The following is a 13929-nucleotide window of genomic DNA, read 5'->3' on the forward strand; positions in this document are numbered from 1 at the left end:
ATTGTTGCAGAGAAATAAATGGTTCTTTGTAGGGTGGAATAAATTTATCTGCTGTTTTTCCTAGTGATAAAGGTTTAACACTACATTGTCCGACTACTTCTGGCGCCGAAGCGTAATACATACCACCCGGATTTTTTGCTATTTCTTTTAAAGCCTCTGTGGTAGTTGGGATAAATTGAACGTTCGCACCAAATTTTTTTCCTTCTAAGACGTTTTCATCAAAAAATTCGACCGTACCTCCTTCTTGCAAACGGCGGGAGTAAGGCGTAATCTCTAAATTTGGTCCACCTACTTGTTGCCAATTGGTGATTTTGCCAATATATATATCTTTGAGTTGGTTAACAGTTAAACCAGGGACATTAAGATTAGGATGAACTGCGATCGCAATACCATCAATTGCGACTGGAATTTCTTTTAATTTAAAACCTCGCTGTTGTGCTTTTTGGTATTCTTCGTCTTTAATTGGACGTGATGATTGAGAAAAAGCTAACTGGTTATCTAAAAGCATCTTTATCCCAGTTTCCGAACCTGGAGCGCCTATAGTTGGATCAGTATAGCGTAGTTGAAATTGCGGAAACACAGTTTGGATTTCTGTATCAAGATTTTTACGAATGGGCGCCCAAGTGGTGCTACCACCATAGTGAAACAATCCAGAAGGGACACTTGCTAATTCTGCAAAAGTCTCAGCAGTGGGCTGTTTAATCGGTTCAGATAAATTATTTTTAGCCTTGAAGAATTTAATTCCGGAATTATTAGCTAACCATAAAAAGACACCACCTACCAGCCCTAGCGTAATTACTAGAGTCAACAACAAAACAGTGGTTTCATTTTTTCGAGACATAAAAAATTTTTAATTATCGCTGTTAAAGCAAATTCTCACTTTAATGTGAATCGATATAGCTTAAGATTTTGTGAATTATTCAGAAATTAGAAGAAAATTGTCGAGTACCGAGAAATTTGTCGTCAATACAGCTTGTGCTTTGCTTGTCCTTGTCTTGTAGGAAACTGCAATTGCTGTTTGAGCGTAAAATTCCCCGAATTCGGGGGAGTATGTCAAAATATCTAAGGAACAATCACGACCAATTACCACAACCGGAGATAGTTATGCGACTCCTACACACAATGCTGCGCGTTGGCAATTTGGAAGAATCGTTGAAGTTCTACTGTGAAATTTTGGGAATGAAATTGCTGCGGCAAAAAGATTATCCCGGCGGAGAATTTACTCTGGCTTTTATTGGTTATGGTGAGGAAAGTGACCACACAGTTATTGAATTAACTTATAACTGGGGCGTGGATAAGTATGATTTAGGTAATGCTTACGGTCACATAGCTATCGGAGTCGATGATATTTATGCTACGTGTGAAGAAATTAAAAAACGTGGTGGGAAGGTAGTAAGAGAACCAGGGCCAATGAAACATGGTTCTACGGTTATTGCTTTTGTAGAAGACCCAGATGGGTATAAAGTAGAACTTATTCAACTGGGTACTCAAGGTTCTACTGGCAAACAGGAAGAACAAAAACTTGTAACTCAGTAATTCTGAGACAGAATTGCAGGAGTATAGAATTGAGCGTCAAGCAATGCCGACCATGGAGGATTCATTCGCCAAAAATCTTAGCAGGGGGTTTAGTCGGTTGGGGCATTTTTACCCATACGTGCTTACCCTCAAAGGCGGATTCTCTGGTACTTCAACAGCCACTAGAAACTCAAAACCCTGACTCAAGTCTACAAGCGGCTATCCCAGAGGTGAATACACCCACAAATAAAAAAGTGGAAGTATTACCTCCAGATACTGATACTAGTGCTTGGCAAACAGAGTTTTCGGCGATCGCCAACTCTAATTCGTCAGTACAAAATGAATCGTTTGGTAGTCTGGACGTCAATTCTGATTTGCTAACACAGCAAACCTCTGTCTCAGAATTGTCTGATGTCAAACCTACAGACTGGGCTTATCAAGCATTAAAATCACTGATAGAAAAATATGGTGTCATCTCTGGTTACACAGATGGCACCTTTCGTGGTAATCGACCTATAAGCCGTTATGAGTTTGCTGTAGCTCTAACAGCTACCTTAGATAAGGTATCTGATACTATTGCTGAGATTAAAAGCGATCGCTTTATCCGAGAAGACATGGTTGTCTTACGGCGATTAGAAAAAGAATTTCGTTCGGCTTTGGATGATTTGAATCAACGTGTTGATGGTTTAGAAGCACGCAACAGCGAATTACAAGCACATCAATTTTCTACGACTACGAAACTACATGGTGAAGCGATTATTGCTTTAAGTGATGGTACTGATGCTAATAAAACTGTAATTTCTCGTACGCGTTTAACCCTGTCTACTAGCTTCAATCAACAAGATGTACTTGTGACTCAACTAGAAGCTGGTAACAATGGTGGTGATGCGATTGCTTTGGCACAACAAGACGATGATAACTTGCTAGGAACCACTGGTTTAATTGCCAATGGTGGTGGACTGGATTATGTAGAAGTAGACTCTGATCTCAAGTTGAGACGCTTACACTACACTTTTCGCCCTTCCCAAGATGTAGCGGTGACAGTCGGGGCAAAAATGTCACCACGAGATTTTATTGATCATAATAAATATGCCAATAACGAAGCAGTTGATTTTAGTTCTAGCTTCTTTTTAAATAATCCTCTGATTGTCCAAAATCAAATTGACCGCAATGGGGGTGCTGGTGCTGCTGTGCAGTGGAACCCTGGTGATGGTGAATTTACAGTGCGATCGCTTTACATTGCTGCCGATGCTGACCAACCAAATTCTACCAGCACAGAAGGGGGTTTGTTTGGCGATCGCTATCAAGCCAGTGTGGAAGTTGAATACTCACCCAGCGACAAGCTAGCCTTGAGACTGCAATATACAAAAGCCCTGATCAATAACACCGATATTAACGCCTTTGGTGTGAATGCCGAGTATAACCTCAACCGGAATGCAGGCATTTTTGGACGCTTCGGATTTGGTAATTACAATGGATATAATACCGCCATTGATGAGGATTTAGATTTACATCCGGTGACATGGGCTATAGGTGTGGGTTTCCGTAACCTCTTGCTTCCCGGTACTGTTGCGGGGGTCGCGGTCGGTCAACCTTTTGTCAGCGAAGATTTAGGAAATGCGACTCAGACAAATTATGAAGCCTTCTACAATCTCCAACTTAGTGACAATCTCAGTATCACCCCAACATTTTCACTAGTAACAAACGCCGATAACGATAGTTCTAACGGTACTATTTGGCAAACCACCCTTAGAAGTGTATTCTCGTTTTGAATCGGGGATCGGGGATCGGGGATCGGGGATCGGGGATCGGGGATCGGGGATCGGGGACAACTTCTCAGTTATCAATTATCAGTTATCAGTGATCAAATTAAACTGTTAACTGTTAACTGTTAACTGTTAACTGTTAACTGTTAACTGATTCATGCCCAATCCCCGATTCCTGATCCCTGATTGCTCAAGATTTTGTTGGGTAACGCTCGCGCTCAACCCAACCTACAATTATCCTTAACAGCAACCATATTGCAATACGGTTCAGTTAAGGCTAAAAACTAAAACTAGCGTAGGTTGGGGAGCCAGTGCGTTGCGCTTGTCCCAAGAATTGTAGCACCTGGCGTTTGAGGAACGTAGACGCGCCCTGCGCGGCTGATCGCAGAGTAACCCAACATTATCAAGGCTTTGTTGGGTTTCGCTTGCACTCAACCCAACCTACATTTCTTCTTAACTGAACCGTATTGAACCATATTGGATAAAAAATCTAAAATCTAAAATCTAAAATCCAAAATTGTAAAGATGCAGCCTACAGATCCAGATAAATTTACAGATAAAGCTTGGGAAGGGATTGTCAAATCTCAGGATATAGTACGTGCTTATCAACAACAGCAATTAGATGTAGAACATTTAATTATTGCTCTATTACAACAAGAAAATGGGTTAGCAGCACGAATTCTAAACCGTGCTGGTGTAGATGCTAACCGTTTGCTACAGCAACTAGAGGATTATATCCGGCGTCAGCCCAAAGTTGGCAGAAGCGATCAGCTTTACTTGGGACGCTCTTTGGATACTCTGTTAGATTTAGCCGAAGAAGCAAGAGTGCGGATGAAGGATTCTTACATATCCGTACAACATATGCTGCTGGGTTTTGCGGAAGATGAACGTGTGGGGCGACGGATATTCAAAACCTTTAATCTAGATACTACTAAGCTGGAAGCTGCTATTAAAATAGTTTGTGGTAGCCAAAAAGTGACAGACCAAAATCCAGAATCTCGCTATGAAGCGTTGCAAAAATTCGGTAGAGACTTGACAGAACAGGCAAAAGCTGGAAAACTCGACCCGGTAATTGGGCGAGATGACGAAATTCGGCGGGTGATTCAGGTATTGTCTCGGCGTAGTAAGAATAACCCTGTTTTGATTGGTGAACCAGGAGTTGGTAAAACTGCGATCGCAGAAGCTTTAGCACAACGCATTATCAATGGTGATGTCCCCGAATCTTTGAAAAATCGCCAACTTATCGCCCTAGATATGGGTAGTTTGATTGCTGGAGCCAAATACCGAGGTGAATTTGAAGACCGCCTCAAATCAGTTCTCCGGGAAGTTACTGAATCAAACGGTCAAATTGTCTTATTCATTGATGAGCTACACACCGTTGTGGGTGCGGGTTCCGGGCAACAAGGCTCAATGGACGCTGGTAATTTACTCAAACCGATGTTGGCACGAGGAGAACTACGGTGTATTGGTGCTACTACTTTGGATGAGTATCGTAAATACATTGAGAAAGACGCAGCCTTGGAACGGCGTTTTCAACAAGTATTTGTCGATCAGCCCAGCGTGGAAAATACCATTTCTATCCTACGCGGACTCAAAGAACGTTACGAAGTCCATCACAACGTCAAAATATCAGACTCAGCCTTGGTGGCAGCTGCTACACTGTCAGCTAGGTACATTAATGACCGGTTTTTGCCAGACAAAGCCATTGATTTAGTAGACGAAGCCGCCGCCCAACTGAAAATGGAGATTACCTCTAAACCAGCAGAGTTGGAAGCAATTGATCGTCGCTTGATGCAGCTAGAAATGGAAAAGCTGTCCTTGGCGGGAGAAGAAAAAGCTATACCACAAACCAAAGAGCGTTTAGAGCGAATTGAGCTAGAAATCAGCAATTTAACCGCCAAACAGCAGGATTTGAACGGACAATGGCAAGGTGAAAAGCAATTATTAGAGGCGATTAGCGCCTTGAAGCAAGAAGAAGAAAAGCTGCGGGTACAAATAGAACAAGCAGAACGGGCTTACGATTTAAATAAAGCTGCTCAATTAAAGTATGGCAAATTGGAAGGAGTACAACGCGATCGCGAAGCGAAAGAAACCGAACTCCTGAAAATTCAAAGTCAAGGTAAAACCCTGTTGCGGGAACAAGTCACCGAAGCCGATATTGCTGAAATCGTTGCCAAATGGACAGGAATTCCCGTCAATAATTTGTTGGAGTCAGAAAGACAGAAATTACTGAAACTCGAACACCATCTGCACGAAAGAGTCATCGGACAACAGGAAGCTGTCTCAACCGTCGCCGCCGCTATTCGTCGCGCCCGTGCAGGGATGAAAGATCCTGGTCGCCCCATTGGTTCATTTTTATTCATGGGACCTACAGGAGTTGGGAAAACAGAACTCGCTCGTGCTTTAGCTCAGTTTCTATTTGATTCCGATGACGCGCTGGTGCGGTTAGATATGTCTGAGTATATGGAGAAACACTCGGTTTCTCGGTTAGTCGGTGCGCCTCCAGGATACGTCGGCTACGAGGAAGGCGGTCAACTGTCGGAAGCGATTCGTCGTCGTCCCTATTCGGTGGTACTGCTGGATGAAGTTGAGAAAGCTCATCCAGATGTGTTTAATATTTTGCTACAAGTGCTTGATGACGGTAGAATCACGGATAGCCAAGGGCGAACCGTTGATTTTCGCAATACTGTCATTGTCATGACTAGTAATATTGGTAGCGAACACATCTTGGATGTTTCTAGTGATGATTCCCAGTATGAGAAAATGCGAAACCGGGTAATGGATGCTTTGCGATCGCACTTCCGCCCCGAATTTCTCAACCGTGTTGATGATTTAATTATTTTCCATGCTCTCAATCGCAGCGAAATGCGCCAAATCGTGCTAATTCAACTCAAACGGGTAGAAAACCTCTTAAGAGAGCAAAAAATCTCTTTAGAAATATCTCCTCCGGCCTGTGATTACCTCGTGGAAGTGGGATACGACCCAGTTTACGGCGCACGTCCGATTAAACGGGCAATTCAAAGAGAAGTGGAGAATGCGATCGCTACCAAAATTTTAGAGAATACCTTTATTGGTGGGGACACGATTGTCATTGATAAAGCAGATCACGAGTTAACCTTTAGTAAAAAAAAGGTAGTGCAAATACCAGTACCAGAAAGTTCTAATTCTTACATACTGGAAGCATCCCGCGAAGCATAATTCACAGGGAACAGGGAACAGGGAACAGGGAACAGGGAACAGGGAACAGGGAACAGGGAACAGGGAACAGGGAACAGGAATCGGGGATTGGGGACAAGGGAGAATTATTTAACAAGTCTCTTCTCAATGCCCGATGCCCGATGCCCGATGCCCAAAAAGGTGTGACACCCTCCTTGACAAAGACCAAATCATGGAATATCCTTCAGTCGCAAACAAAAATTTTTTGTAAACCTATGCTTTGGTCAAAACAAATACACTACCCTCGTTACCCCTGCCAATTCGTAGTTCGTTATCTAAGTAAGTGATATCCAACCAGCCTTGTTGTTCGTTGCTGTTGAGAGAAAAATCAATAGCAGTAAATTTTTGACCGCCTTCTATTTGTTGGATATATTTGTCTGGAGACTTGTAGTCTATTAAACGTTGGAAGCCTACTATTGAACGCTCAAATTTAACTTGGACACGGCGACCTGAAACTGGTTCAAACTTAGCAGCTACGCTGACTATACCTTCAAGAAAAGGTAAACCATAAATTTCGGCAATGTTGTAAATGCTGTTACTTTTAACACGAATACATTGATAAATTTGTCCAAGTTTATACAAAGGGAAGCGATCAAGATTCAAAAGAGCCTTGCTGGTGGTATAAATAAGTCGCCAATTACCATCAAGTAAATCGCCAGCTTCCACCGGGCGTGGTGTGGGATTAAGGTCTTCGAGATTGGCGATCGCCATCAAAATAGCTTGCCTATCTTGATCGCTTGCTAAAAGACCACGATTTTTACCAGCAATAGCTTCCAATAAAGTCGCTTTTGTGAACATCGCCTCTCACCTAAAACAGTATTAGTCTCAATCAAGAACAACAAGAATGTTGATGTCTTTGTGTATTGCGCCCTACCAATAAAGTTTTTGCAGAAGTCAGGAAAAGAGAAAGGCAAAAGATTAAAGGAATTGATTTTTCCTTTCCCCTTACTCCTTAACCTCTACCCAAAAATACTTACAGCAATTACTACTTTTGTAAGATGCCTAACCACAAAGTAACTATCACTATTTACTTTATTGATAGTAAAAACAAAAAATTTGTCGGATTTTGAAAGTAACTGGTTGAATGATCAACTAAAATCTTTCGTATCAAGTGATAGACTCTTAATGTCAAGCTATAATAGCGCTCCTTGTATCTGAAGTCTGATATGCTAAATTCCCCATTACGCGAAGAACCTCGTACTCAACGTGCTGCTGTAATACCATTAAAGCAAGAATCCTCCATCTTGGATTGGTTGCAGAATAATGGCCGCCTGATAGCACGTGATACCCAAGAGCAAGAGTTTGGAGAAGATAACGAAGAAGAAATTTCGGAATTTTTGGGTGGTGATGATGGTATAGCCGATTATGACTTTGATGACGATGATGATGTAGTTCCAGACGAAGAGTAGTCACTTTAAAGATTACTAAAGATTAAACAGTCAACAACTTAACGAGTCCCTATTGTTCATCTGTCGTACAAGTGTGGAGTGAGGGGAAATATCCGTGGACGCTAAATTATCTCCTGACCAGAGGTTGAACATTTCTGGCATAGGTTTAGTTTCAGTTTTAGGTGTAGGGTTAAGTGTCGCAACGCTAATTTTGGATGGCATGGCAAATAGATTGCCATGGACTAGCACTTCCCTCACCTTGCCATTTCTATTATGCGCTGTAATTTCAGCAGCCGTGGGCTTTTTTGTCGTGCCAATGCTGCAAGCACTCAAAACAGGGCAAATCATTCGCGAAGACGGCCCTCAAGCTCACTTGAAAAAGGCAGGTACACCAACAATGGGTGGTGTATTTTTTGTTCCTGTCGGGGTGATAGGTGCTTGTATATTATCAAACTTTGATACAAAAGTACTAGCAGTTTCGGCATTAACGCTAGGTTACGGATTAATTGGCTGGCTCGACGACTGGCAAATTTTGCGCCGCAAGTCCAACAAAGGTATTTCTCCTCGCATGAAGCTTGCTCTACAGATTGGCTTTGCGGTTCTGTTTTGTATATGGCTGTTTTTTAATCAACCTTCTAATATCACAAATTTAGCTTTACCCTTTGGCTTGTCCTTACCTTTAGGCTTGCTATTCTGGCCTCTAGCGGGTTTTGTATTAGTAGCAGAAAGTAATGCTACCAACTTAACAGATGGTATTGATGGATTAGCCGCCGGAACAGTTGCGATCGCATTACTAGCTTTGGGAGCGCTGGTTGGTTCCACTTCACCGGAACTGATGATTTTTTGCGCTGCTTTAAGCGGTGGTTGCTTAGGCTTTTTGGGACACAACCGCAACCCAGCTCGTGTTTTCATGGGAGATACTGGTTCTCTCGCCTTGGGAGGAGCCTTAGCAGCTGTGGGACTGCTGACTAACAGTCTATTAGCACTATTTATTCTCAGTGGCATCTTTTTTGTAGAAACTCTGTCTGTAATGGCGCAAGTCAGCTACTATAAAGCGACTAAAGGCCCTGATGGTAAAGGTAAACGTTTGTTTAAAATGGCTCCCCTACACCATCACCTCGAACTTTCAGGTTGGTCAGAACTACAAGTAGTGGGTGTCTTCTACATTATCAGTGCAATTTTGGCTGTTATTTGTTTGGCGCTGGGCAAGTTCTGAGATTTGAGACACATATAATCACAATAAATAACCTCCTCATACAGAGGAGGTTATTTGTTTGAAATCAAAATATAAATAATTAATTGGAATTGGAAAGAGCGATCGGTTTCAATTCTGGTTTAGCATCGCGAGCAGTCATGCGTTTGTAAACAAGACGAGAAATTTGGGGAAAGATATCTACACTATTTGAGTATGCGGGACTGTGACCAAACACAGTTAAAACATAAGTTGTTTTCTCGTCTCCTGTGGAAACCATTGCCATTTCTGCGCGGGAGCGAGAAGTCCAACCAGCCTTAGAATGAAAACTAACATTAGTCTTAGATAAAGACTGACCTAAAAAACCTCTTACAGGATTAAAAGCATATAAATCTGGATCTTGCCAAGCTTTCGGATTTAAATCTCTTTCTAGCCACCCACACATTTTTTGACTCGCTTCTTGAGAAACAGCCGTTTTCAGGTAACAAATTTCGTACATTAATCTGGCTGCTTGTCTGCTTGTAACCCGATTCGGATTCCAACTAGGCTTTGCTAATATTTGCGATTCACTACCTCTAGGTTCTGGAAGATTGAGGTAATAAAGTGGAAAAGTTTTTTGACTCACATTAATCCGCTTATAGCCAGCGTCGCGGAAAAATCTATTTACTTGCTCACGTTTATCTTTCCAATTCTTAAATTTTTCACTTTTGAGTCTCGGTTGAGAACGCGTAGTTGTAATTTGATCAACAATATAGCTAGCAGCTTCATTATCAGACTCCTTAATCATCTTGGCAATATAAGGAGTAAAGTCTTTTTCGTTTTTCCAAACTCCACTTTCTATCTGGGAATATAAAACTGTCATCCAAAACGTCTTCACGACACTAGCAGGATATCTGGCTGTATCTTGCTGGTATCCTGCTGTCTCACCTGTTTTGGCATCAATTAATGTAATTGATAAAGGCTTTTTAGGCAGACCTTTAGCAGCAGCAAGGCTAACAACTTGATTAACAATTTTTTGCAATTCTTGGCTATGTTTAAAATCTGGTGGTGTGTCGAGATTATAGGCAACTTGTGTATTTTCTTTGCCTGGAAGACGTGAAGGAATTGGCATTCCTTTGGCGATCGCCCAATTAGGACGTGGCGGGGGAAGAGTACGTAATTTTAATGTTTTTTGAGTAGATGATCTGGCAGGAAGTAAAATTGAGTTTGGTACATTTGTACCTGTTTGGAATAATTGTTGAGTAGATGATTTGGCAGCAATCAAAATAGAGCCTGAAGCATCACTGTTAAGTGAATTTAATGGTTGTGCAGCAGATGTTCTTGCAGACTGTGTAGTTACGTACTTAATCATCAAAGCACCTGCTAGCACAAATGGGATAGTCATTCTCACGGTTGGAGTATTAAATCTGGCAATGAAGCTAAGAGCCGAGATTTGCTGAGATGAAACCTTGTATTGGGGCGATTTGTGCATATTTATTTTTGGCTTGTGTATAGATATAGTTTGCAACTTTATAGTTACAACAACAAGCGTAATTATATTACCAAAAACATGCAGTATAAAACAATTCACAATTCCTTGCTATTGACACTAAATCACATAAAATGAAAATAGTTTATTCATATTGATTACAAATTTTAATAACCTGCTATCCTCCTCTCAGATAGAGTTAGGAGACGAAAATATATACAGGCTAAGGAAAATAAGTTTTTCTGTTGAATTTCAAAGCTAGAATTTTATGAAAAAACACCTTAAAATTCTGGTTTTATTAATTGTTGTTAGTAACTACATTTATGATATTCTTGTATCAAAAAGATAATTTTTTTCTATTCTCATATCTAGTTATGAAGTGCAGCACTACGAGAATAAAGATACTATCTGAAATCAACTAAAAAAACCATAGTCAGGGCTTTTTGGATTTTGAATTTTTAATTTGGCGTAGCGCTCTTAACACCTAGCTTTTACTCTCAAGCAACACATCAAGCAATTAGCTTGATATTTATGATTTCGCCTATATCTTTAGGCAGATATTTAGTTAATTGATATGAAAAATTGCTCAAAAAGCATTTCTTCTTCAAAAACACTGGCTGGCGTGAAATTAAGCGTTGTAACTGCTATTTTTTGGGGATAACATGGGAAATAATCTAATTAAGCTTCTCACACCACATTTGGTGTAAGTTTTTTTTATGGACATTCAGTTAATCAACATCGGTTTTGGCAATATTGTGTCGGCCAACCGAGTAGTTGCCATTGTCAGTCCAGAGTCTGCCCCTATTAAACGGATCATTACGGATGCACGTGATAGAGGTCAACTTATTGATGCAACCTACGGTCGGCGTACCAGGGCTGTAATTATTACTGATTCCAGCCATGTTATCCTTTCGGCGATTCAACCGGAAACAGTAGCGAATCGTTTCGTTGTTTCCCGTGAGCATCAGGCGGTGGATAACTAAATCAGGGGTTGGTGGAAATTCCTACTCCTATTTGCGCCATAGCAGCAGTAACATGTGAAATAGACAAATTTTCTGTCACTCAGACTACAAAATATGTTAGTCAGATTGATTTTTGATTTTAGTTAGATTCCTAACAAAGGAAAAATTTGAGGATTAGAAAAAGTTAATTGACGATTTGTTTCGCCCCACTTGCGGGCGAGGCATGACTCAAAAACTGTATAATCCAAAATCACGCCAGGTGTTACAGCAAAATGCCAAGTGCGACAATGGGAGAAACCCCATGGTGCAACAAGAGCAGCACGCCGCGTAACACAGTGGCTTGAGAATCTAAAATTCAAATTAAATAGTTGGCCTAGCAACCCACAACGGCTGACGACTCATGAATAATGTCTATTAATTGATTCACAGGTTGAGCGGATGATGCAAGTTTTATCCATCCATAGTGGTGCTACTACCAAGGATTGTCAATCTTCTGGCAAGTTAATTGTCTTAACCGGGCCTAGTGGTGTTGGTAAAGGCACTTTAATGCGATCGCTTCTGGGGCGTCATCCAGAGCTTTATTATTCTGTTTCTGCAACTACTCGCTCTCCTCGTCCAGGAGAAATTGACGGCAAAGATTATTACTTTATTAGCCGTAGTAAATTTGAACAATTGGTGGCAGATGGTGAATTCTTAGAGTGGGCAGAATTTGCAGGCAACTACTATGGTACTCCCCGTGAACCAGTCCTCAACCAAATTTATTCTGGCAAATTGGTTTTACTGGAAATAGAGTTAAAAGGAGCTAGACAAATTCGCCGTTCCTTTCCCCAAGCACTCAGTATTTTTATTTTGCCACCTTCATTTAGCGAGTTAGAGAAACGGATACGTACTCGCGGACAAGATTCTGAAGAAGCGATCGCCCGTCGTCTACGCCGCGCCCAAGATGAAATCAATGCTGCTGATGAATTTGATATTCAAATCGTAAATGACGATTTTGAAACAACTCTCAATTCTATTGAAGCAACTTTGTTTAAATAAAGTCCAATTCCTTTTCCTTACACAAAAACCATAAAGGACACAAACCAAAAGCCAATAAGCTTTTTGTTCGTGTCCTTTATACTTTGTTAGTAGTTAGTAGTTAGTAAATAGGTTGGTGATTGCTAATTGCTGACTGTTTATTGTTAAATTTTCAGCAGCCCCTAACTACTAACCACTAACCACTAACAAACATCTATATTAACCAAACAAACCTTGAATCAATCCAACATTGACAGTCAAGAAGTAGGCTGTAACAGCACCACCAATACCACCAATCAAGAAAGCGCTACCAAAATTACTCCAGCCTTCTTTAGTGTGGAAAGCTTCAGAAGGGTGAGGTGCAGTTACGCTCGCAACTGGTTCAGGAGGATTGCTATTAGCATACAAAGATAAGCCAACAGACAAAAGCGCAATCAAGCCTATAGTTGATAACAAACCAACTAAATCGGCATTTGAAGCGTCCCGCAGGGGACCTAATTTGGCAAAGGGGCCAAAAATCCAGTAACCATGGGCCATACCAACTTCTAGCCCTCTTCTAAAGGGAGTGATACCTGGACGGTATGCAGGTAAGTTGTTAATGAACCACTTAGTTAAGGCAGAAGAATTAATTGGTGTTTCCAGATTACCAATTTGTGGATCACGCATTGCTGGAAAAACTACTTCCCGATTTCTAGGATCGCTAGGAAGATTTTTGGATGCATCTACTGCTTGCGCCATATTTTAATTTCGCCTCTCAACAGTAAGGTGGCAATATTTTATATTAATAATAATTGTCTTTGGGTGTTATTTTTGAAAACTAAAGTTTAGAAAAATTAATTTACTCTCTTCCTATCCAAGCATACATAATTTTTCAACTTATAAATTTATTTTAAATATTTATGTTAATTAACCACAAATGACGCATTAGATGCATCAGCGGCTTCTAGTAAAGTAAAATATAGAGAATTTAACAGAGATTTTTAAATTAACAGATGAAAGGGTATGATTTATTTCTGAAAATAATAAAAATCACATTTTTTCCGAGATTAATAAATTTTTGGATAATCATTTTTAGTATTTATATTAGTCGTTACTAAATAAAAATCAATAGTTATTTATTTATTCAGTTATTGAAAATATTCTCTATATGGGCGAAGCATTTGTACAATAAATTTTTCGCTTTGACGATAAATATACATATACAAATGCTCCACTCCTACTAACCAAACCCTTCAAAAATTAAAACCCGTTAGTTCTTATGGCAACGGGTGGAAAAGTAGGTCAGGGAAAAAGCGGTTAAATTCAATCAAAATACCTGCTGTAATGAACAGCCAGATCGTAGTGATTACGGGTGCTGTGCTAAGAAACTTAAAGAAAGGGCTTTGATTATCCATGAATTAATCTC

The 13929-nt window shown here is 40.5% G+C and carries 12 protein-coding genes; 7 read left to right on the forward strand and 5 right to left on the reverse strand.

Annotated features, from left to right (window positions below):
- Positions 1-841: PstS family phosphate ABC transporter substrate-binding protein (locus ACE1AT_RS28155; protein ID WP_374874448.1), on the reverse strand; the 841-nt coding region annotated here is incomplete at its 3' end.
- 263 nt (positions 842-1104) lie between these two features.
- Here ACE1AT_RS28155 and gloA point away from each other — a divergent pair.
- The 3 genes from gloA to clpB all read left to right on the forward strand — a co-directional run bounded on the left by gloA (position 1105) and on the right by clpB (position 6479).
- Positions 1105-1536, forward strand: a complete 432-nt coding sequence (gene gloA, locus ACE1AT_RS28160; RefSeq protein WP_374874527.1) for a lactoylglutathione lyase — start codon at positions 1105-1107, stop codon at positions 1534-1536.
- A 29-nt stretch (positions 1537-1565) separates the two neighbouring features.
- Positions 1566-3287, forward strand: coding sequence for an iron uptake porin (locus ACE1AT_RS28165; protein WP_374874450.1), 1722 nt, complete (start codon positions 1566-1568; stop codon positions 3285-3287).
- A 519-nt stretch (positions 3288-3806) separates the two neighbouring features.
- Positions 3807-6479, forward strand: a complete 2673-nt coding sequence (gene clpB, locus ACE1AT_RS28170; protein WP_374874452.1) for an ATP-dependent chaperone ClpB — start codon at positions 3807-3809, stop codon at positions 6477-6479.
- Positions 6480-6710: 231 nt separating this feature from the next.
- On the opposite strand, the gene ACE1AT_RS28175 is transcribed toward clpB, so the two are convergent.
- Entirely contained in the window at positions 6711-7295 is a 585-nt protein-coding gene (locus ACE1AT_RS28175; protein WP_374874454.1) for a PAP/fibrillin family protein, read from the reverse strand.
- 368 nt (positions 7296-7663) lie between these two features.
- Between ACE1AT_RS28175 and ACE1AT_RS28180 the strand changes: the two genes are divergently transcribed.
- On the forward strand, positions 7664-7906 hold the full coding sequence (locus ACE1AT_RS28180) for a DUF3134 domain-containing protein (RefSeq protein ID WP_374874456.1): 243 nt from the start codon (positions 7664-7666) through the stop codon (positions 7904-7906).
- 94 nt (positions 7907-8000) lie between these two features.
- Entirely contained in the window at positions 8001-9101 is a 1101-nt protein-coding gene (gene mraY, locus ACE1AT_RS28185; protein WP_374874458.1) for a phospho-N-acetylmuramoyl-pentapeptide-transferase, read from the forward strand.
- A 79-nt stretch (positions 9102-9180) separates the two neighbouring features.
- Here mraY and ACE1AT_RS28190 read toward each other — a convergent pair whose 3' ends face one another.
- Positions 9181-10461 (reverse strand): serine hydrolase, encoded by a 1281-nt coding sequence (locus tag ACE1AT_RS28190; RefSeq protein WP_374874460.1) that lies wholly within the window; start codon positions 10459-10461, stop codon positions 9181-9183.
- Positions 10462-11261: 800 nt separating this feature from the next.
- On the opposite strand from ACE1AT_RS28190, the gene remA reads away from it, so the two are divergent.
- The gene (gene remA / locus ACE1AT_RS28195; RefSeq protein ID WP_009459091.1) at positions 11262-11528 is read left to right on the forward strand and encodes an extracellular matrix/biofilm regulator RemA; all 267 of its coding nucleotides are present in this window, start codon (positions 11262-11264) and stop codon (positions 11526-11528) included.
- A gap of 417 nt (positions 11529-11945) precedes the next feature.
- Positions 11946-12545 carry a guanylate kinase gene (gmk, locus tag ACE1AT_RS28200; RefSeq protein ID WP_374874462.1) on the forward strand — a complete coding sequence of 200 codons (600 nt, stop codon included), beginning with the start codon at positions 11946-11948 and terminating at the stop codon, positions 12543-12545.
- 198 nt (positions 12546-12743) lie between these two features.
- Here the strand turns inward: gmk and ACE1AT_RS28205 are convergent, their stop codons facing one another.
- Positions 12744-13262, reverse strand: coding sequence for a photosystem I reaction center subunit XI (locus tag ACE1AT_RS28205; protein ID WP_374874463.1), 519 nt, complete (start codon positions 13260-13262; stop codon positions 12744-12746).
- Positions 13263-13780: 518 nt separating this feature from the next.
- Positions 13781-13918 (reverse strand): photosystem I reaction center subunit IX, encoded by a 138-nt coding sequence (gene psaJ / locus ACE1AT_RS28210; protein WP_009459082.1) that lies wholly within the window; start codon positions 13916-13918, stop codon positions 13781-13783.
- Positions 13919-13929: the final 11 nt, after the last annotated feature.

The organism is Pelatocladus sp. BLCC-F211 (genome assembly GCF_041928655.1).
In the GTDB taxonomy this organism is placed as follows: Bacteria; Cyanobacteriota; Cyanobacteriia; order Cyanobacteriales; family Nostocaceae; genus Pelatocladus.

What these genes read in the sequence shown, in the direction of transcription:
- ACE1AT_RS28175 (WP_374874454.1), bottom strand. Translation starts at nt 7,295, where the DNA reads ATGTTCACAAAAGCGACTTTATTGGAAGCTATTGCTGGTAAAAATCGT.
- ACE1AT_RS28190 (WP_374874460.1), bottom strand. Translation starts at nt 10,461, where the DNA reads ATGACTATCCCATTTGTGCTAGCAGGTGCTTTGATGATTAAGTACGTA.
- ACE1AT_RS28205 (WP_374874463.1), bottom strand. Translation starts at nt 13,262, where the DNA reads ATGGCGCAAGCAGTAGATGCATCCAAAAATCTTCCTAGCGATCCTAGA.
- gmk (WP_374874462.1), top strand. Translation starts at nt 11,946, where the DNA reads ATGATGCAAGTTTTATCCATCCATAGTGGTGCTACTACCAAGGATTGT.
- ACE1AT_RS28180 (WP_374874456.1), top strand. Translation starts at nt 7,664, where the DNA reads ATGCTAAATTCCCCATTACGCGAAGAACCTCGTACTCAACGTGCTGCT.
- clpB (WP_374874452.1), top strand. Translation starts at nt 3,807, where the DNA reads ATGCAGCCTACAGATCCAGATAAATTTACAGATAAAGCTTGGGAAGGG.
- gloA (WP_374874527.1), top strand. Translation starts at nt 1,105, where the DNA reads ATGCGACTCCTACACACAATGCTGCGCGTTGGCAATTTGGAAGAATCG.
- remA (WP_009459091.1), top strand. Translation starts at nt 11,262, where the DNA reads ATGGACATTCAGTTAATCAACATCGGTTTTGGCAATATTGTGTCGGCC.
- psaJ (WP_009459082.1), bottom strand. Translation starts at nt 13,918, where the DNA reads ATGGATAATCAAAGCCCTTTCTTTAAGTTTCTTAGCACAGCACCCGTA.